The 20,042-nt window shown below is 46.1% G+C and carries 20 protein-coding genes; 13 read left to right on the top strand and 7 right to left on the bottom strand.

Going from position 1 to position 20,042, the window contains the following annotated elements; genetic code table 11:
• Positions 1-21 precede the first annotated feature (21 nt).
• From IQ263_RS20210 to IQ263_RS20195, 4 genes are all read right to left on the bottom strand, one after another.
• Positions 22-1,095, bottom strand: a complete 1,074-nt coding sequence (locus IQ263_RS20210) for a coiled-coil domain-containing protein (protein ID WP_194069679.1) — start codon at positions 1,093-1,095, stop codon at positions 22-24.
• Between the two features lie 184 nt (positions 1,096-1,279).
• A complete protein-coding gene (locus IQ263_RS20205; RefSeq protein ID WP_194012015.1) occupies positions 1,280-2,038 on the bottom strand; it encodes a phycoerythrobilin:ferredoxin oxidoreductase in 759 nt (252 codons plus the stop codon).
• A gap of 218 nt (positions 2,039-2,256) precedes the next feature.
• On the bottom strand, positions 2,257-2,991 hold the full coding sequence (locus IQ263_RS20200) for a 15,16-dihydrobiliverdin:ferredoxin oxidoreductase (RefSeq protein WP_194069677.1): 735 nt from the start codon (positions 2,989-2,991) through the stop codon (positions 2,257-2,259).
• Positions 2,992-3,160: 169 nt separating this feature from the next.
• On the bottom strand, positions 3,161-3,817 hold the full coding sequence (locus IQ263_RS20195) for a HEAT repeat domain-containing protein (RefSeq protein ID WP_194069675.1): 657 nt from the start codon (positions 3,815-3,817) through the stop codon (positions 3,161-3,163).
• A 95-nt stretch (positions 3,818-3,912) separates the two neighbouring features.
• Between IQ263_RS20195 and IQ263_RS20190 the strand changes: the two genes are divergently transcribed.
• Both IQ263_RS20190 and IQ263_RS20185 read left to right on the top strand, forming a co-directional pair.
• Positions 3,913-4,158 (top strand): acetyltransferase, encoded by a 246-nt coding sequence (locus IQ263_RS20190; protein WP_194012012.1) that lies wholly within the window; start codon positions 3,913-3,915, stop codon positions 4,156-4,158.
• 240 nt (positions 4,159-4,398) lie between these two features.
• Positions 4,399-4,968: a globin family protein gene (locus IQ263_RS20185; protein ID WP_194012011.1), complete on the top strand. Its 570-nt coding sequence runs from the start codon at positions 4,399-4,401 to the stop codon at positions 4,966-4,968.
• 77 nt (positions 4,969-5,045) lie between these two features.
• On the opposite strand, the gene IQ263_RS20180 is transcribed toward IQ263_RS20185, so the two are convergent.
• Positions 5,046-5,954, bottom strand: a complete 909-nt coding sequence (locus IQ263_RS20180; protein WP_228050215.1) for a phosphodiester glycosidase family protein — start codon at positions 5,952-5,954, stop codon at positions 5,046-5,048.
• A gap of 84 nt (positions 5,955-6,038) precedes the next feature.
• On the opposite strand from IQ263_RS20180, the gene IQ263_RS20175 reads away from it, so the two are divergent.
• From IQ263_RS20175 to IQ263_RS20125, 11 genes are all read left to right on the top strand, one after another.
• A complete protein-coding gene (locus IQ263_RS20175) occupies positions 6,039-6,848 on the top strand; it encodes a pentapeptide repeat-containing protein (protein WP_194069673.1) in 810 nt (269 codons plus the stop codon).
• Positions 6,849-6,861: 13 nt separating this feature from the next.
• Complete coding sequence (locus IQ263_RS20170) at positions 6,862-7,770, top strand: HEAT repeat domain-containing protein (protein ID WP_194069671.1); 909 nt, start codon at positions 6,862-6,864, stop codon at positions 7,768-7,770.
• A gap of 134 nt (positions 7,771-7,904) precedes the next feature.
• Positions 7,905-8,579 carry a HEAT repeat domain-containing protein gene (locus IQ263_RS20165; protein ID WP_194069669.1) on the top strand — a complete coding sequence of 225 codons (675 nt, stop codon included), beginning with the start codon at positions 7,905-7,907 and terminating at the stop codon, positions 8,577-8,579.
• A 150-nt stretch (positions 8,580-8,729) separates the two neighbouring features.
• Positions 8,730-8,927: a hypothetical protein gene (locus IQ263_RS20160; protein ID WP_194069667.1), complete on the top strand. Its 198-nt coding sequence runs from the start codon at positions 8,730-8,732 to the stop codon at positions 8,925-8,927.
• A gap of 123 nt (positions 8,928-9,050) precedes the next feature.
• Positions 9,051-9,605 carry a phycoerythrin subunit beta gene (gene cpeB / locus IQ263_RS20155; protein WP_194069665.1) on the top strand — a complete coding sequence of 185 codons (555 nt, stop codon included), beginning with the start codon at positions 9,051-9,053 and terminating at the stop codon, positions 9,603-9,605.
• A gap of 84 nt (positions 9,606-9,689) precedes the next feature.
• Complete coding sequence (gene cpeA / locus IQ263_RS20150) at positions 9,690-10,184, top strand: C-phycoerythrin subunit alpha (protein WP_194012005.1); 495 nt, start codon at positions 9,690-9,692, stop codon at positions 10,182-10,184.
• Between the two features lie 418 nt (positions 10,185-10,602).
• Positions 10,603-11,880: a C-phycoerythrin alpha-cysteine-82 phycoerythrobilin lyase CpeY gene (gene cpeY / locus IQ263_RS20145; RefSeq protein ID WP_194069663.1), complete on the top strand. Its 1,278-nt coding sequence runs from the start codon at positions 10,603-10,605 to the stop codon at positions 11,878-11,880.
• Between the two features lie 122 nt (positions 11,881-12,002).
• The gene (locus IQ263_RS20140; RefSeq protein WP_228050214.1) at positions 12,003-12,623 is read left to right on the top strand and encodes a HEAT repeat domain-containing protein; all 621 of its coding nucleotides are present in this window, start codon (positions 12,003-12,005) and stop codon (positions 12,621-12,623) included.
• Positions 12,624-12,911: 288 nt separating this feature from the next.
• The gene (locus IQ263_RS20135) at positions 12,912-13,784 is read left to right on the top strand and encodes an MBL fold metallo-hydrolase (protein ID WP_194069661.1); all 873 of its coding nucleotides are present in this window, start codon (positions 12,912-12,914) and stop codon (positions 13,782-13,784) included.
• Positions 13,785-13,906: 122 nt separating this feature from the next.
• A complete protein-coding gene (locus tag IQ263_RS20130) occupies positions 13,907-14,131 on the top strand; it encodes a DUF433 domain-containing protein (RefSeq protein ID WP_194069659.1) in 225 nt (74 codons plus the stop codon).
• Positions 14,128-14,466, top strand: coding sequence for a DUF5615 family PIN-like protein (locus IQ263_RS20125; protein WP_194069657.1), 339 nt, complete (start codon positions 14,128-14,130; stop codon positions 14,464-14,466). Before IQ263_RS20130 ends, IQ263_RS20125 begins: the two co-directional genes overlap by 4 nt.
• Positions 14,467-14,615: 149 nt before the next feature.
• Here the strand turns inward: IQ263_RS20125 and IQ263_RS20120 are convergent, their stop codons facing one another.
• Together IQ263_RS20120 and gcvP are read right to left on the bottom strand one after the other, a co-directional pair.
• Positions 14,616-16,304 (bottom strand): glycoside hydrolase family 44 protein, encoded by a 1,689-nt coding sequence (locus IQ263_RS20120; RefSeq protein ID WP_194069655.1) that lies wholly within the window; start codon positions 16,302-16,304, stop codon positions 14,616-14,618.
• A 577-nt stretch (positions 16,305-16,881) separates the two neighbouring features.
• On the bottom strand, positions 16,882-19,821 hold the full coding sequence (gcvP, locus tag IQ263_RS20115) for an aminomethyl-transferring glycine dehydrogenase (protein WP_194069653.1): 2,940 nt from the start codon (positions 19,819-19,821) through the stop codon (positions 16,882-16,884).
• Positions 19,822-20,042 lie beyond the last annotated feature (221 nt).

The raw sequence follows: 20,042 nt of genomic DNA, 5'->3' as shown, positions 1-20,042 counted from the left end.
TTGTCGTAGCCTATCGGAGAATTAAGGGCGGCGCCACTTGTTGAGATAAGCTTCACCAATCCCAGCCACAGCCTGCATTTGACCTAGCTGTTCCCGTAAAGCTTTGATGGTTCTGATCTGTTCTTGAGACTGTTGCTGCAAAGCGTCGTAATTTCGCTGTTTGGCAGCACTCTGGCTCAATTGATTTTCTAGATATGGCAACTTGGTCAGTTGAGCTTGGAAGTTGTCGATCGCACTTGACGTTTCTGCCAACTTATGCTGCAAAGCTTCGTAACTCGACTTCGACACAGTTTCCTGCAATTGCTGTTCTAGATTTTGCTTGGAGGCTAATTCCTGTTGCAAAGATGCCAGGGCGTTTTCTTTTTCGCTCAACTGTTGCTGCAAAGTTTCGTAACTCGACTTCGACACAGTTTCCGGCAATTGACTTTCGACATTTTGCTTGGAGGCTGCTAATTCCTGCTGCAAAGATGCCAGGGCGTTTTCTTTTTCGCTCAACTGTTGCTGCAAAGTTTCGTAACTCGACTTCGACACAGTTTCCGGCAATTGACTTTCGAGATTTTGCTTGGAGGCTAATTCCTGCTGCAAAGATGCCAGGGCGTTTTCTTTTTCGCTCAACTGTTGCTGCAAAGTGTCGTAACTCGACTTCGACACAGTTTCCTGCAATTGCTGTTCTAGATTTTGTTTTTCAGCTAATTGCTGCTGCAAAGATGCCAGGGCGTTTTCTTTTTCGCTCAACTGTTGCTGCAAAGCGTCGTAACTTTCTTGCAGCGGATTCGGCTGTATGCTTACCTTGGGCGATAGAGTTTCTGCAGTTACAGCCTCATTAATTTGGCTTTCTTCGGCTGTTTCCTCTGCTAAGTCAGCAGTATCGATCGCACCTTCTTCATCTTTTTTCCAAGTGATACTAACTTCACTTTTGTCCTTAGAAATATCTAAAGCGCCTTTTGCCAAGCGTTCTAGCAGTTCTGACCTCGATATTCCCAGCTTGCGAGCGATCGTATTCAATCTATCGGCACTAGAAGGAGTCAGCGAAAGTCCGACTTTGACTTTGCTTTCTGAATTGGAACTAACTACATTGCGATTTTTTTTGACCATTGGCATTTTCCTCATGCCAATCTACACTTATTAGTGTAGTGGCTGAAACATCTCTTAAAATTAATTCTTGTTATATCAATTCCGGTTGCACCGGAATGATGTTAACTGTTGACTGTTAACTGTTAACGGTTAACAGTCAACAGTCAACAGTGAATTTACTATTCCGATGCTAACAGATTTGATATTACTTACCAATTGTGGCAGCTTGTGGCAGCTTCCGTTCCAAATCGAACAAAAAGCCATGAATGTACTCTTCCGTCCATTCCTCGCCGTAGAACCGTTTAAACATTCCCCGGGCGGGGTCTTTTTCGGCACGATACCGCAGGTAGCGCAGTTGAGCTTGTAAGATACTATCTAACTTTGCGCTATCTGTCACGGGTTCGGCGCGATCGACCAAATCCAAATAAGCAGCGAGATAGTCTTTGAATGCTGCAAAAACCCGAGTTTCCACAACTTCCGTTTCCTTGGGGCGAGTCCACAGAAACGCCGGCGAGAAAAACTGTTTGGCTTCTTCTGGAAAATCTCCGCCCCAGGGAAGGTGCGGTTGATGAGCTTGAAACATTTGCGCGATCGGCGCAGTATACTTAGCCTCGTAGTCAGCATCCCCGCCAAACAAAGGCTGCATATCCAGAGCAATTAAATGACCGCCCGGAAGCGTTACCAAATCCGCGCCAAAAAACGGCAAATCATAGTTAAGATGCGGGAAAATCACAAAATTCAGAACTTGCAAGCTGTTGCCGCCTTGGACGTGAGCCGCGCGAATTTGCCGCAGTTTCGGCGATGAAAAAGCATAACTGGTAGTTACGATTTCTTCTTGATTTTTCCCTTTACCGACAGTAGCTTCCTTAAGTTCAAACCCTTCTGGAATCGGGTAAGACTGTAAGTCTAACCGATTTTTCATCAGAGCGATCGCCGTATCTAAAAAAGGTTGATAAAGAGTCATATCGATTTTAGATTTTAGATTTTAGATTTTAGATTAGACTTCTTCAATCAACAGGTTCGTAGTAAGGGCTTTAGTTTTTCTTCCGAGGTTCGCAGTCAGGACTTTAGTCCTTCTTTCGAGGTTCGCAGTCAGGACTTTAGTCCCTTTTAAACCTTGACTTTAAGGACTGAAGTCCGAACGATCGAACTTTGTTGGAAAAATCCATGTAAATTCAGCGGTCATCGCGTGCCAGCGGCGACAGCTAAAGGCACAGCATCTTCAAACAAAAATTCGTAAAGAAATTTTTCTGCCCATTCGTGACCAAAATAACTGCTAAACAAGCCCGAAGCCGGGTCTCTGTCTGCGCTGTACTGGTCGTAATCTTTTTGAGCTTTAACGATGCGCTGGATATCTTCTTGGTCAGTCAGCGGTTGTGCGGACGACAGCATTTTCCAGTACAAATCCAAATAGTCTTTATAAGCTGGATATACCCGATTTTCTACAGTTTCCGCATCAGTTTTGGCGAACAGCAAGTATTTTGAAAAATACTGATTGGCGTCATAAAATTTCATTTCTAAATTTTGTGCCAAATCGTCATACTTGTCGCGGAGCGATTGTAGAGGTTGAACGTATTTTGCTATATAAGCTTCATCTCTAAATAGTGGCTGAAAGTCGAGAACTACTAAAATTTTCTTCTTGCCAAAAGACAAGAGGTCAATTCCCAACAGAGGCAAATCGTAATTGTGATTGGGATAAATCACGCAATTAAAAACTTGAGCTGCTTCACCTGCATCGATGTAAGTGTAGCGAATTTTTCGCAATTGCGGGCATTCGTAACACCAACTGCGGATTTTAGCTGGGGTTTTGCCGCGCTCGCTGACATTGACTTCCAACCCGGAGGGAATGGGGCGACTTTGCAAATCAAACCTTTGAAACAGCTCTTGCTCTAGGTATTCCCGAAAAGGCTGGTACATGGCGAATTAACTCGGATGGCAAAACTCTTGCGATCGTAAATGATGCCGTCGGCTCACGTCTCGTTTATTAAAAACAAAGTAACAATCCGTAACATTATGAAGGGCGATCGGGCTAATCTCAGGGCGGGTATGAAGTGCGACGGGCTTGTAGATTTCAAAACCAGCGCTTTTAAAGCGAAGTTTCCAAAGTCGCACCTACCACGCGAAGATCGGGATCTTTTGCCAAATAGCTCACAGCAGCGCGAGCTTGAGGATTGTCAAATTTTCTCAGCACCCGCGCAACTCGCATCCGAGTTTCCCAGTATTCGGCGCTCACTAGAGGTAACAATTGCTGCAATGCTTCTTCTGCTTTCTCCGTATTTGCCAGGATGCCCAATCCGTCCATCGCCACATCCTGCACTGGTATATCTTCGCCCGCTAGACCGATCGTACAAATTTCTAATATGGCATCAGGACACTGCATTTCGTACATGGGAGCCATGATACTGCGGCGGACGAGCCAATTGTCATCGCGGCGAAAGGCCTCCACTAAGTGAGGAATTGCCTCGGTGCCAAACATTGACACAGAGTTAGCGGCTTCTGCTCGCACGTTCGGATCGCGATCGAACTGCATCATTTTTAACAGCGCCGCGAAAGATTCCGCAGTTTTACTCTGGCGCAATCCCATCGCCACGAACGATCGTACCATGAACTCAGGATCGTCCACCTTCGTCAGCAACACCGGCAGCGCCACCGCAGCATCGCACTTTCTCAAAGCCGTTATCGCCCGCAGCCTGTCTTTAGAATCCGAACTTTCCAGCGCTGCTTCGATTTCGCTAATTTCCATGAGCCAATTTAAATATATTTTTGTTACTTTTCTTGACAATTTTAACAATTCTTGCCGGATTTTGGGAAAATTATAAAAAATTCAGTTATTAGATTATGTCTGCAAATTTAGAGGCTGAAACTTCAACACCAGAAGACGTTCAGGAAGTAATTGCTGAGTTGGAGCAATACCGCCAACGGCTGATCGACGATACCTTGGAAATGGCTAAAAAGGTAAAAATGCCCAAGCAAGCAGTGATGAAGCAGTTGGAAAATCACCCAGAGATAGTTTATATCGACGGGGCGCTAGCCAATTTGCGATCGCAACCCCAAGATAATAATACGGCGGTTGAAACTGCGTAAGCGTGAAACAATGTCCGAGCCAAGCGGACTAAGAGAAAACAACCTAATTTTTACCGCCCATTTTTCCACCCGCTTGGCATTGCTTTTGTTTGTATAAACGCGGTTTCAACAGCCCGGTATTCTTAAACAATATGCAATTATGCTACTCCTGATTTAGGTTCATTTGAGATAATGCCGATCGCCCTTCTGGTAAAATTTCAATAGGCCTTCTCCTAGTAATTATCCACCATCTATTGATCTATGACTCTCCAATTAAGCGAAAAAGCCAAAGAATTAATCCCGAAAGCCCGAATAGTCAACTTAGCCACCTGGGAAAATTCCCATTCTCCCGCAGAAATCCAACTGATTCAAGCTGCTGACGACACAGGGCGCTATCTCACCGATGAAGATTTGCAGCAACTTAACTCATCCGAACCAACATTAATTAATACTGTAAAATTCCTGCGCGACAGTGCGGCGGATATTGTATCGGAAGCCAGGGAACAAGTTTTAGCGGCATATCCAAATATTTCTGAACCCGGAGGCGACCTTTATCCGCCAGCTAGGGCGGAGGCTTGTTGGCGAGATTTCTGGCATTTTCTGCGCTGCATTACCTATGGAATTGCGGGAAATACGCCAGAATTTACCAGCGACAAAGGGCTGCACAACATGAATTTATTATATCAAGAATTGGGCGTTCCTTTGCCTGCAATGGTGATAGGTTTGCAAGGAATTAAGGCTGCTAGTTTGAAGCGGTGCGATGCGGGCGATGCAGCAAAATTAGCTTTTTATTTCGACCATTTGATTGCGAAAATGAGCCAGTTTAGTTAAAAACTGAACATTAGCTAATTGTATGGCGCGCATTACGTACCATACAATTAGCTGGAGAGAAACCGCAATTTGCAACCCTAATTTTCCCGCGCATAAAACCCTAAATGATTAGAAATTGGACGTTCCTGCATGGGAATTTTATTCTGAATGGGAGCATTCAACAGTTTTGCTCCTGATGGCGATGCTACTGCCAATGTTACCGAACCACCACCGTCCAAATTCAGCACTGTATCGGCTCCCAACTGCATCGAAATCTCTGTGATTTCGCTCAACTTCAGCCCTTCGCTGTAAAGCCTCTGCTTGCCGTCTACCACAATTAACCACAACTTTTTGCCTGTGAGGTCGATCGCCGCAACTGCACGGGGATAGAGTTGATCTTGTTTGTTTTCTTCCTGACTTTGTGCTACTATTTTGCTTTTTTTTACCAGCAAAGTATCTCCCGCAATTCCATAGGCTGTTCCCGCAGGACAATTGCCGTTTTCGACTATTTGAGCGCGGTTTTGGGTGTCAAAACAAAGGGCGGGAAAGTTTGAATCTGGTTGAGAATAAGCTTGGCTTTTGCTAATGGCGTGTCCGACGTTATTGACTCGATCGCCTCTGCGGGGATAATAATCCCAAGGTGCTTTCTCAATGCAGGGATAAAAAAAATTGGCATTGACTGCTAGTTGCAATTTAAATTCTTTGAGAAATTCAGTAGCGGTGCGGGCGTTGGTTTCTGTTAAATCGGCTGTTGGAGTTCCGGGGGTGACAAAAATTCCTATTCCTGGGGCTTTGAGGTCGATGCTAACAATGTGAATCATGACGGGACGCGGATTTGAGCGGAATTCCCTGCGGTAGGCTATTCCTTGAAAGAGCGATCGGGCTTCGTTTGTTTGTGCTGGACGTGAAAAGTAGGGAATGTTATAGATTAGTATTGGTGCGAGTAATATTCCGAAACCGAGAATGTGTGAAATGTGTTTTATTGTGAGCGGAAAATTTATTTTCATTTGGTGAGGGAGATTTTTTAACGAACCGCGAAGACGCTAAGGACGCGAAGGAAGAGAAGAGAAGAGAGGGAAGAGAAGAGAAATATGAGTTATTCGGATGTCAATAATTTTAGCAATCAGGTTTTGCGAAATCGATCGTTCCAAGGACAAGTTCTTAATGGTGCTGATTTTGGCGGTGCGGATGTTCGTGGCTGCAATTTTAGAAATGCTCAGTTGGTGGGTGCTAATTTTATTGGTGCGAAGATTGGGGTTTCTGGGCGACAGATTGCTGTTTTGAGTGCTGGGGCGATCGCGATTTGTTTGGTTGTGGGCGATGTTGTGACTAGACTGATTTTAGGAACCCAAGGACAGGTATTGGGTTCTCGCAGTTGGCCTTTTGTGCTTTTGCTGTATGGGGTTTTGAGCGTTGCTGGGTTGGCTGGGGCGATCGCCCGCACACAGCCACCAACCTCAAAAATCGGTAGATTTGCGGGGACAATTTCTGCTATTCTATCAGGGGCTTTGTTGGGATTTTTCTATGCTGGGACTGCAACTAATAATAATTCTCAGGCTGCTCTTGCTGGAATGGCGATCGGCGGGGTGTTAATGTTTTTTGTGAATTCCAGGATTCGCCGCCAATTTGCTAAGGTGGCGATCGTAGCGGCCCGAAGTGTTGCGACTTACGGAGCAGCTTTTTTGTTTTCTGCCACTGCTAGCACTTTTCTGAACACTCACAAACTGTTTTGGGGTACGTGTTTCGGTTTGGTGTCGCTGCTATATTTTTGGTGGTCGTTTGTGTCTTTTTCTGCTATTGTTGGAGAGATTAGAAAGGCTCAGGACACTTCGTTCAGAGGTGCAAATCTCGCTGATGCTAAATTCGATAGGAATTACATCAATCTAAAATCTAAAATTTAACATCTCAAATCCCATGACTAACATTCAAATAGCGATCGATCCGGCAGAAAGTGACGCTTTGCTGCAAACGGTGAGGGAACAAATATCTCTCCAAACTTTCAATCCCAACGATAGCGAACTTCTCAAAAAGATGGTCGAATGTATGGGAGATTCGCGGGGAATGATGCGGCTGAATTTTGCCGAAACCCTCGGCTCAATTGGCAAACCAGCAACTCCTTTTTTGGTGGAAGCTCTAGCACACCACCCCAACCCTGTCGTCCGCAGAGCAAGTGCTAAAACGCTGACTCTGATTGGCGATCCCGTCGCCCTTCCGGCGCTGTTAGAGGCTTTTTTGCACGATGATGATACTGTTGTCCACGGTTCGGCGGCGGCAGCCCTCGCTCAGTTGGGCGAACCGTCTGTGCCGCATTTGTTGGAAGTTTTAGCTTCGCCACAACATTCTGAAAATACTAAGGGACACGCGGCTTGGGCTTTGGCTTTTATTGGCTCGAAGGCAAAAAAATATTTGTATCGGGAAATCGCGTCGGATTCGGTTGAGGTGCGGGCTGCTGTCCTAGGGGCGATCGCCAAAATCGCTCAAGAAGAACCCGAAGAAGCTGCATTCAACCTGTTAGTTAATGCTCTCACAGATGCTGCTGAAACAGTGCGAATCGAAGCAGCATCAGCTTTAGCAAATGCTGCTTACAAACCCGCTATTCCCAACCTCGTCGAGTTGCTGCACCATGGGAGTTGGGAAAGTAGAAAAGCGGCGGCTCTAGCATTGATGAAAATTGGCACGAGCGAAGATCCGCCAGAGTTTTCTGTTCTTTTGGAACCGTTGGAAACTGCACTTGTTAATGAATCGGAAGCGCAGGTAAGGCGGGTGATTCAGTTGGCGATTTCTCAGATTAAAAAACAGTCGGAGGCTGATGATTGGGAATAGATATTCTGAGGTCGGACGGCGGTTAAAACCGCCTTGCAAGTCAAACCGCGCATTCTTCAACCCGCAGAGGCTGGTTTTGTTTGGATAGCAGCGATTTTAATCGCCGAGTCTTCTAAAAGAAATCAACTAAAAAAGTGAACAAAAATCGCATTCCTGAAATTGAAACCAACCTCCGCGCGCCCGCACTGAACATCCGTAAAGCCGCCTTAGACGAATTAGCAGAATGTCCCGCTGATATCGCCGTCCCAATTCTCCAAAAGCTAGGTGAAGAGGAAAATTTTACACTGCGCCTTCTTGCTGTGATGGGCTTGGGAAATCACCGAAATGAAGCTGCTTTTGCTGCTTTGCAAAAGATTATTCAAGAAGAGTCAGATAGTAATGTAGTCGCTGAGGCAGCTAATTCTATTTTTGACTTTGGCGAGCCAGCAATTCCTGTGATTCAACAATTATTTGAGAGTAATGATAACTGGTTGGTTCGTCAAACGGTGCTTTCTTTATTAGTAGAAACCAGTCACTTTGATGTATTGTTGGCGGTAGCAATAGCAGCCCTTGATGATGAAACGCAAACTGTTCGAGAAGCTGGTATTCTGGCTCTCAAACAAGTCTTAAAGTCTCCTTTGAAGGATGAGGCTTTAAGTTTGCTAACAACTATGGCGCGAGATTCATATTGGCGGAATCGGTGGCGGGCGGCGATCGCCCTTTATGGCACTCAAGACTCCCAAGCTAAAGAATTGCTCTCGGAACTGCAGCGGGATGAGCATTACAGGGTGGTTGCTGCGGCTTTGGAAGGCACTGTGGCAGAAAACTGAGCAAAACTCATCCGCGAGGGCGATCAACTCACGGGCGAGATCGAGGAGCTCGATCGACCAGACATAATTGTTACCCGTGATATCGTTTCCGGTTGCATCGCAATAATAAAATCGAGTCAACAGTCAACAGTCAACAGTCAACAGTCATGTATGAGTGCAACCGGAATTGAGATGAGCCGAGGATCGGCAACTGTCTCGCAGCTTCCCCCAGAAATCCTCCCAAGCAGTCTGAGTGGACGCAGGCGGACTCAAACACCCGCTTTGGGCCTCAAGCATCTCTCGGAGAAACCGCGTTTTTTGCGTAAATCCTCCCCTGGTAGGATGATCCGCGCCCTGTGTCCCCTATAGCAGAATGTTACAGATTATTACTTTGTTTCTAATAAATGAGACTGGGAGGCCCGTTGTCTTTTATGTTCTAAATCGACTTGTTAAATAACAAGATTTTTACCTTTTATTCAGAAGGAGAGCTCAATGCTAGACGCATTTTCCAGAGCCGTAATCACGGCAGATGCCAAAACCGGTACTATTGGTGGCGCTGAACTTACTTCACTAAGAAGCTTTATTGCTGAAGGCAACAAGCGCTTGGATGCAGTAAACGCGATCGCTAGCAACGCTAGCTGCATAGTTTCTGATGCCATCGCCGGCATGGTCTGCGAAAACCAAGGTTTGATTCAAGCCGGTGGCAATTGCTACCCGAACCGCCGCATGGCTGCTTGCTTGCGCGACGGCGAAATCATCCTGCGTTACATCAGCTACGCTTTGTTGGCTGGTGATGCTTCCGTTTTGGACGATCGTTGCTTGAATGGTTTGAAAGAAACCTACATCGCTCTGGGCGTGCCTTCTGGCTCCGCAGTTCGTGCAGTTCAAATCATGAAAGCTAGCTCTGTTGCTCACATCAATAGCACCAACACAGAAGCTCAAGCTGGCAATCGCTTCCGCAAAATGGAAACCATCGATGGCGACTGCTCCTCTTTGGCATCTGAAGCTGCTAGCTACTTCGATCGCGTTGCTTCTGCTCTGAGCTAATTCAAGCAGACCAATAGTTACTGGCTCTGCGGCCAGTTGAATTGAAACAAACTGTCAAAAATCTATTTCTGGAGATCTCAGAACATGAAATCAGTAATCACCACAGTAGTTACGGCTGCTGATGCGGCGGGGCGTTTCCCCTCCTCTTCTGACTTGGAATCGGTTCAAGGAAGCATTCAACGCGCTGCTGCTCGTTTAGAAGCTGCTGAAAAGCTGGCTGCTGGAATCGACGCAGTTGCTAAAGAAGGCTACGATGCTTGCATCAAAAAATATCCTTACTTGAACAACGCTGGCGAAGCCAACGAAACTCAAGTCAAAAAAGACAAGTGCATGCGCGACATCAAGCACTACCTGCGCTTGATCAACTACTGCTTGGTAGTTGGCGGCACCGGCCCTCTTGATGAATGGGGTATTGCTGGTCAACGCGAAGTTTACCGCGCCTTGAACTTGCCTACAGCTCCTTACGTTGCTGCTTTGGTGTACACTCGCGATCGCGCTTGCGCTCCTCGCGATATGTCTCCTCAAGCCTTGGTAGAGTTCCGCGCTCTCCTCGACTACACGATCAACTCTCTTTCCTAGAAAGCTCGATCGCTTAATTCACGGCTAGGTTGGACATAAGTTCGATCGGTTGTGGGGGACTCTTGGGACGCTGCAAAAGCCTAAATCGGGTTTAGTGTCGTGCTAAGAGTCCCTTAACTTTAAGAGTCATCAGTCATTAGTTATTAGTCATTAGTTGTTAGTTATTGGTTATTGGTTATTGGTTATTAGTTATTGGTTATTGGTTATTAGTTATTGGTTATTGGTTATTGGTTATTGGTTATTGGTTATTGGTTATTGGTTATTGGTTATTGGTTGGTAGGGGCGGTGGATGGTGCGTGCCCGCCCTCAGTTATTGGTTATTGGTTATTAGTTATTGGTGATAAAAAGGTATTAAAAAAATAATTTGTGTATCGGTGTTTTTGGTGGTATCGTACTGTTAGTTATTGGTAATTGGTAAGTGGATAAGCGTTTTTTTAATTTATTTAATCTGACAGAAGAACAGGCGATCGCCATTTTGGAAACGCCGGCCCAAAAACTAGATGACCCTTACGATCGCTACATTGCAGCTTCTCATTTAGTAAATTTTTCCACAGAAAAGTCGATCGCCGCCCTGATTGTAGCCGTGGAAAATACCGACGATGGTCTTGACAATCGCTCAGTTCGCCGCAAAGCAGCAGAAACCTTGGGGCGCTTGCAGGCAAAATCTGCACTCACATCTCTCCATGCTTGCTTGGGCGATGATGACTGTTACGTGGTAGAAAATGCAGTTTGGGCGATCGGCGAAATCGGCACAGACAATCCCGATATCTTAGAAGATATTGCCAAATTGCTCGACAAACCAGGTCAAAGCTATCGGGTCATCATCCACGCTTTGGCAAAATTAAATTACACAGCAGCAATCTCGCGCCTCAACAAATTTGTAGAGGATAAAGATGGGATGATTCAAGGTGCGGCAATCACCACAATCTGCCGCTTTTCGGGAGATTACTCGCAAATGGCTCGCGTGGTAGAGTTGCTGCAAAGCAGTAATGTTAACGATCGCCGCAGCAGCATTCAAGATTTAATAGACGCCAAATATTACAAAGCAATTCCTGAGATTTCCCGCTGTCCCGTGTCTTTGGTGTTTCGCCTGCGGGCCGTGCGGATGCTGGCGAGTGTGGGGATTCCTGCTGGAGAGATTGCTTTTGCCGAAATTGAACCGATTCTCGATCGCATAATTGGCGATCGGCCCGACGATCTCGATTTAGTACACGAATACGACCAACTACCAAGCCTCGAATTTGCAATTAATGAACTCTACGAAACCGATTTCGGACGCTGTTATCTGGCAACCAAAACCATCCTAGAATCCTACAAAGATGAAGCACCGGATGCCTTACTCGCAACTTATGCAAAATCAGCATACAACGATTACGGCGCGCACTATCACGTCATGAAACTGCTGGGTTGGCTCAAGTACGCCCCTGCCTTCGATTTACTCGTAGAAGCGCTGCACAATCGAGAACCGCAGTTTCAAAAATCCCGCGCCGCCGCAGCTTTCGCCCTCGGCGAAATCGGTGACAAACGCGCTATTGCTGAACTAAAAGTTGGTCTGGAAACTAGAATTTGGGATTTGAAATATGCTAGTTTGATGGCATTGCAAAAATTAGGAGACAACAGCGGCCGCGAGATTTTAGCGGAGGATGAGGATTTGCTGCTGCGGGCAAAAGCAGCGAGTTTAATATCTAGAGTATAATAATTTAAGGTTGTTGACTGTTGACTGTTGACTGTTAACTGTTAACTTTTGATTGTTGACTGTTAACTGTTGACTGACTAATGACTAATGACTAATGACTACTGACTACTGACTAATGACTAATGACTAAAATGCCGAAAGAAGAACTTTTCCAACAGTTAAAGCATCCAAATCCGCACCTGCGGAAACGCGCAATCAGCGAAATAGCTGAAACTCGCGACGAAACGACTATTGGGCAGTTGATGGGAATTTTGGACGAGGAAGATGTTGTTTATCGCCGATCGGCAGTGCAAGTTTTGGGGATAATCGGTAACGATGCTGTGCCGTTGCTGGTAGATTCTCTGCTCAATAGCAAGAATGCCACGATTCAGGCGAGTTGTGCAAAAGCATTAACGGCGATCGCTGTCAACTATCCCGATCTAACTTTTCCAGAATTAGGATTGCAAGGGCTGCAAAAAGCACTAAGCGATCCGAATCCGGTGGTTTATATCTCCTCGGTAATGGCGCTGGGACAAATTGGTACAGCGGCGTTGGATATCTTGATCGAGACGATCGAGAATACTGAAAATATTGCCTTAGCTGTGGCGATAACAGGTTCCTTGGCGACAATCGGAGGCACAAAAGCCCAGGAGGTTTTGGAGGCGACGGCGGCCAATCCCGATGCCGATCCCTATATTCGTGAGTCTGCTGAAAGTGCTTTGTCTCGAATGAATCAGGTGACTAAGTGGAATTCCGGCGGTTAGTTGGATTGAATGGGCGATCGACCATTTAGATCAAATCCAGTTAGAGCCAAATAATACCGCAGTGCTGTCTGCAGCGGACAGAACTCCACCCTCAGAAAATTATGATTCCGATGCAAACGGAAAGAATATCAGAGCCCGTCCGATCGATTACCATAACAAAACGGTTCCATCGCGCGTGCGGACTTGCATACGCTTGCTTGGTTGCGCCCCAAGTCCCCACTAAGAAATGTAAAATGGTAGAAGATGTTAGCGTGAACTAACATTTTCAATTTTTCAAAAGGTAAAAAAATGGCTAATATAAATTTGCGCCGCCCCGAAAATATCAGCGGTAATTTTTATGTAGACAGTACCTGCATAAACTGCGATACTTGTCGCTGGATGGCACCGGAAGTATTTACTCAAGCGGGAGAAAAGTCGGCGGTTTACCAGCAACCGACAAACGAAACGGCAGAAATGCGAAGTCTCGCCGCTCTTTTGTCTTGTCCCACAAGTTCGATCGGCACTCTTGAAAAACCGAAAAACATCAAAGAAGTTCAGCAAAATTTGCCCGCGTTAGTAGCAGAAAATGTTTACCACTGCGGCTACCATTCGGAGAAATCCTTCGGCGCGGCTAGCTATTTAATTGTCCGCCCTGAAGGAAACATTTTAGTTGATTCTCCCCGTTTTGCGCCACCGCTAGTCAAAAATATCGAAGCAATGGGCGGCATTCGCTATCTGTACTTGACTCACCGCGACGATGTAGCAGACCATCAACAATACCGCGATCGTTTTGGGTGCGATCGCATTCTTCATACTGATGAAATTAACGCGGATACTCGGAGTGTAGAAATTCAATTATCAGGCAGCGAACCGTATCAATTAGCCGATGATTTGTTGATTCTACCTGCTCCCGGCCACACGAAAGCTCACACAGTTTTGCTTTACAATAATAAGTTTTTGTTTAGCGGCGATCATCTGGCTTGGTCGGAAAATTTGCAGCAGCTAATTGCCTTTCCCCACGTCTGTTGGTATTCTTGGCCGGAACAAATCAAATCTATGCAAAACTTGGCTAATTACTCGTTTGAATGGGTGTTGCCGGGACACGGCCGCCGACATAATGCCGATCGAAAAATGATGAGCAATCAAATGCAAAAGTGTATTGCTTGGATGGTCGATGCTTAATCTGATATACTGAATACAGCCTTTCGAGATCTCCTATGAGGTACTATCCGGGATAAACCAAACCGGGCATACCTCACCACGCGATCGAACCGCTATATAAGTTTTTACCATCACTAACTTGAATGTTGGAACTACTTGCAAGAATCACAATTAATCCCAGACAGTGTAGCGGTCGTCCCTGTATTCGCGGCATGAGAATTCGGGTATCAGATGTACTAGACTTATTTGCGGCTGGTTTGAGTGCGGAACAAATTCTCGCAGAAATGCCCGATCTGGAAATAGACGACCTCAAAGCATCTCTTTTGTACGCCTCACGTAAACTTAATCATCCAGTATTGGTTGCATGACGATCTGGGTAGATGCACATCTGTCACCTGCGATCGCAACCTGGATGACTAATACACTAGGAGTAGCAGCGGTAGCCTTGCGCGACATTGGACTGAGAGATGCTGAAGATCCTGAGATTTTCGAGGCAGCCAAAGCGCAGGGAGTTATTTTGATGACTAAAGACAGTGATTTTGTTGATTTAGTCGATCGTCTTGATTCCCCCCCACAAATTATTTGGTTGACGTGTGGCAATACATCAAACGATCGGTTGCGAGAGATTCTCAGTGCAACGTTGTTAGATGCGCTGGAACTTTTGAGAACAGGTGAAAGGTTGGTGGAGATTAGCGGGGATTAGTCGCCACAGTCAAAATTCCAATGCTAGGGGATTTGACAACTGATATCAAATCCCCTAGCATCGGAATGATTCAGATATATATTTTCTCCCTCTGTGTACTCTGTGTACTCTGTGGTTAAATCATTCCGATGCAAGCGAAAACAATATGACTAAGCTTTTTCCTTGGGAATAGCAACCAAAGTGATAGAATTAGCGGGATAATTTGCCTTGAATTCAGTACCGCTGACAGCTAAATCGCTCTGACGGACGATCGCCCGCAAATTTGCCTCGCTGTAAGTGTAAACTTGAGCTTTACCCGCCGATTTAAATCCTTTCAAACTTAAGTTGCTAGTCAACTTTTGGCTAGTTTTGTTAATAATTACCAGCGTCAAAGCACCGTCGTTAGTGCGTTGCGATCCGTAGATTGACAAAAGTTCCTGGTCTGTGCTGTGCGATCGCACCCAAGTATCCCCGTACTTGCTGCCCTTCCCGTCATAATTCAGGTACGTGCGGAAGGCATAGGAACCCGGTTCAGAAGACTTCGGAGGCCCCCACAGCGTCGCTAAATCGAGTTGTTCTCGCCCAAAAATCCCCAGGATGTCGGCTTGAGTTAACGCGCCGTTCATCGACTCCAAACCGCCCCAATTGTATTCAGTAATTGCAAGTTTTGTACCTGGATAATCTTGCTTTATCCAGTCTCTAAACCGGGGAATAATTGTTAGCGGCGGATTCGATTTACCAATCCAACTTTCATCAGTATAAGTGCTGTCCCACAGAGAACGAGTCGATCGCAACCGGGCTGCTTGCGTCTTAGCATCACCGGCGGGACAATTCGCCAAACAGAGGTCATCGACGACAGGATAGTAGTGTTCGTCAAAATAGTCGAGGATGCGAACACCTTTTTGCTGTTCGTAGGCGCGCATTTGCTGCAAGTACCACCGCCCAAACCAGACACCGCCGTGTTTTTCGCGATCGCCCTTTACTCCCGAATCCACATAAACAGGCCAGCCAAAATCCGACGGGCCGAGTACCTTAGCGGTGGGATCTGTGGCCTTTACCATTGACGCATATTGGTAAGTGCGATCGCGCAATTCGTCATAACTCGTCGCTTCTGGATGAACATCGCGGTGAGTGTTTCCCCAGCCGCTAGGTTCGTTGTCCATTTGATAAATTTGCACGCCGCCCGATTCAGCAGTACCGTGGGTGTTAACTAAATGTTGAACCCAAGCTTTCTGGAAAGCAGCATCGCTAACAATACTAACATCAAGGCGATTATTATCAGTTATTAAACTGCCATCTGGACGCTTTCCGTTACCGCACTTGTCGCCTTCTGGAAAAATATAAGGATTGGTTTTTTCTTGCGCGCCGTATTTGGATACTCGAAAGCCGCAATTCCAGATGCTCAATTTATTTACATAGCCAATTATCGGGATAGTGACGATGCTTTTGCTGCCGTTTTTGCGGTTGGTTTTGACAATTTTATCGATCGAATCGCCGGGAACAGGATTTTTATTGTCGCCGCCACCCACGAAAAAGAAGTCATCGCCGCTGTTGGAAGAATCGACTAACCAGTTATAGCGGCTGGTGTGATTAGCCCCCCAGCGTTCCACCGGAATTCGCAACTCTTGGGCGAGGGCCGGATCGATCGCATAATCATTCATACCGTAGATGTCGGGACTGATGGAATGGCGATCGGCTGTAACGTCTACAGATAAGGTGAGATTTGCTGTTTGGGCGATCGCGCTTTTGAAGTAAACTGCGGTGGCGATCGTTGCCAAAGCAGCCAAAACGCCTAATAATAGTAGGATAATCCAACCTAGTTTGTTGGAGGGCGATCGCAACCAAAATCGTTTATTCATTTTTTGTTTTACTTAGTAATTGAAGATTTTTTAAATTTTAATTGTTCCTTAAATGCCCCTAATAATAACAAATAGGGCCTGTTTATTTAGATTGTCTTTAATTGACATAGATTAGGATCAACCCCCGCCGTAATTCAATCGATTGGGATAATTTTTGTTCATAAGTTTCGATGATTTATGATATCCATCTGGGCTGGTTCATCAATATTTTATATCGTTTCTGATAGCATCGGAATTATATATTTCAATCATTGATAGTGCGAGCGTCTCCGAAGAGCGAAGTCGATCGCTCTTCGGGGATGCTCGCACTATATAATTCCAATGCTACCGGATTTGATATCAATTGAAAAATCTAGATATTTCTCAACCCACAGCCGTCCACCGGATTATCTATTAATTCCGAATTCGGGAGATATTGATAGTGATGGGGGCGGGTTTATTTAGATTGTCGTTGACTGACAAATATTATTGTGAACCCGCCCCCTACAGCAACCAGGCATTAGTTAATAGGCTGTGTCAGAAATTAGCAGTCAATTTATTCACAAATAACAGCCTCTGACGCACCATACTAAGTTATTTAACCTTCAGTGTAAGCCTCCATTGGCAAACAAGAACACACAAAATTACGATCGCCAAAAGCATTATCTATCCGGCCCACCGCCGGCCAAAACTTATATTCGCGAGTCCCAGCCGTCGGATAAGCAGCTTGCGCGCGAGTATAAGGACGGTTCCACTCATCAACCATCAGAGATTCTGCAGTATGCGGCGCATTTTTCAACAGATTATTTTGCGAATCCACATTACCTTTTTCAATCTCCGCAATTTCGCCTCGAATCGCAATCATCGCATCGCAGAAACAATCTAATTCCTGTTTTGATTCGCTCTCCGTCGGTTCCACCATTACCGTACCCGCGACAGGCCAAGAAACTGTCGGCGCGTGATAGCCGTAATCCATCAACCGTTTAGCGATATCATCAACTTCGATAGCAGCAGATTTTTTGAGAAGGCGCAAATCCAGAATACACTCGTGCGCCACTAAACCCGATTTCCCTTTGTACAAAACCGGATAATAGGATTCTAACCGATGCGCCATGTAATTAGCATTAAGAATTGCAACTTTTGTCGCCTCAGTTAAACCGACTCCTCCCATCATCCGAATGTACATCCAAGAAATAGTCAAAATGCTAGCACTTCCCCAAGGCGCCGCCGAAACAGCACCTATAGAATTGCTATCTTTCTCTGGGTTGGGTTCTCCCGAAACATCAGGTAAGAAAGAAACCAAATGAGGCATAACTCCAATCGGCCCCATGCCAGGGCCGCCGCCGCCGTGAGGAATGCAGAAAGTTTTATGCAAATTTAAGTGACAAACATCAGCACCAAAATCACCGGGGCGGCACAAACCAACTTGAGCATTCATATTTGCGCCGTCCATATAAACTTGTCCGCCGCAGTTGTGGACAATCTCGCAAATCTCTTTAATTTCTGACTCAAATACGCCGTGGGTAGATGGATATGTCACCATCAAAGCAGCCAGTTCATTTTTGTGTTTCTCGGCTTTTTTTTGCAAGTCGGCGACATCAATATTCCCCTGAGAGTCGCACTCGACAGCAACTACTTTCATCCCCGCCATTACCGCGCTAGCCGGATTTGTCCCGTGGGCTGACTGGGGAATTAAACAGATATTGCGGTGAGATTCTCCTCGGTGTTCGTGGTATTGGCGAAGGACTAACAATCCCGCGTATTCGCCTTGGGAACCGGCGTTTGGTTGCAAGGAAATTCCCGCAAAACCGGTGATTTCTGCCAGCCACTGTTCGAGTTGCACGAACATCATTTGATAGCCGCGAGTTTGATTGCGGGGCGCAAAGGGATGAATCTTGCCAAATTCGGCCCAAGTTACCGGCAGCATCTCGGCTGTTGCGTTCAATTTCATCGTGCAGGAGCCCAAGGGAATCATTGATGTGTTTAGCGATAAATCCTTGGTTTCTAAACGGTGCAAGTACCGCAAAAGTTCGGTTTCGGAATGGTAGCTGTTGAAAACTGGATGGGTGAGATAGCTGGTTGTGCGATCGCAAAAATCTGGTAAAGTCAAATAGGAATTTAATGCGTCTGCATCCAGCGGAATGTTGAGAGCGTTCTCCCCCTCGACCCTGATATAATCCTTATGCTGTCCGAAAATTTCCCATAAATCTTGCACATCTTCAACAGTCACAGTTTCATCTAAAGTGATTCCGACTGTCGCCTCATCAAAAACTCGAAGATTAATGTTGCGAAGTTGGGCAGTTGCTAGAAGTTCTGACAACGGTTTGTCTCCCAATTCTACTCGCAGAGTATCGAAGAAAGGTTGAGAACCAATTTTGTATCCGAAACTTCTTAAACCGGATGCCAAAAGTGCAGTTAAACTCCATACTTTCTCGGCAATGTCTCTGAGTCCAGACGGGCCGTGATAAACAGCATACATACTCGCCATCACTGCCAGCAAAACTTGAGCAGTACAAATATTGCTAGTTGCTTTTTCGCGGCGGATGTGCTGTTCGCGAGTTTGCAAAGCCAAACGCAAAGCAGATTTGCCGTTAGCATCTTTAGAAACCCCGACAATTCGCCCCGGAACTTGCCGTTTAAACTCTTCTTTTGTGGCGAAATAGGCTGCGTGGGGCCCTCCGAATCCCATCGGTACTCCGAAGCGCTGGGTGCTTCCTACGGCGATGTCAGCGCCGAATTCGCCGGGGGGCGTAAGCAAGCAAAGGCTTAAAATGTCGGCGGCGACTGTGACTAATGCGCCGGCTTGGTGTGCCGATCGAATAAAATCCCTATAGTCGTAAATTGTGCCGTCTGTTGCTGGGTATTGCAGGAGCGCGCCGAAGATTGTACGATCGAACTCAAAGCTTTGATGGTCGCCCACAATAACCTCAATTCCCAGCGGTTTAGCGCGAGTTTGCACCACTTCCAGAGTTTGAGGGTGACAATCTCGGGAAACAAAAAATGCTTTCGCCCCCTTTTTGCTAGCGCCGTAACTCACCGCCATCGCTTCCGCCGCCGCAGTCCCCTCATCCAGCAAGGAAGCGTTAGCAATTTCCAAACCCGTGAGGTCGATTATCATCGTTTGGAAATTCAGCAAAGCTTCCAATCGTCCTTGGGCAATTTCGGCTTGGTAGGGAGTGTAAGCTGTATACCAGCCGGGATTTTCCAGGATATTCCGCTGGATGACCGGCGGTGTGATGCAGTCGTGATATCCTGTGCCGATGTACGATCGAAATATCTGATTTTTTGCAGCAATTTCTTTCAATTCTGCCAAAGCAGCGTACTCGCTTTGCGCTGCGGGAAGTTGCAGGGGTTGATTCATGCGAATCGCCGCTGGAACAGTTTTGTCAATCAACTCATCGAGGCTGGAAATACCCAAAACATCCAGCATTTGCTGGATTTCGCTTCCTGTCGGGCCAATGTGCCGCCCCGCAAAACCACCGATGGGGGAAAGGTTTTGCTGCTGGCTGGGTTCAACTTTCGGGCTGTAGAGTACCAAGGCGGATTCTCCTGAGTTAACTTTTGCTTCTTTGTTTGTAACATTTAGTCACAAAAGAAGTCATTAGTCATTAGTCATTAGTCATTAGTCATTAGTCATTAGTCATTAGTCATTAGTGCTGTCCCCCCGAGCGAACGTCTAACGTCATCAGGAAGATGGAAGAAGGAAGATGGAAAAAGGAAGATGGAAGAGAAACGATTTCCCCCTCTCCCCCTCTCCCC

Source organism: Tychonema sp. LEGE 06208 (genome assembly GCF_015207505.1).
Classification (GTDB): domain Bacteria; phylum Cyanobacteriota; class Cyanobacteriia; order Cyanobacteriales; family Microcoleaceae; genus Microcoleus.
This window is presented reverse-complemented; position numbering and strand designations above follow the sequence as displayed.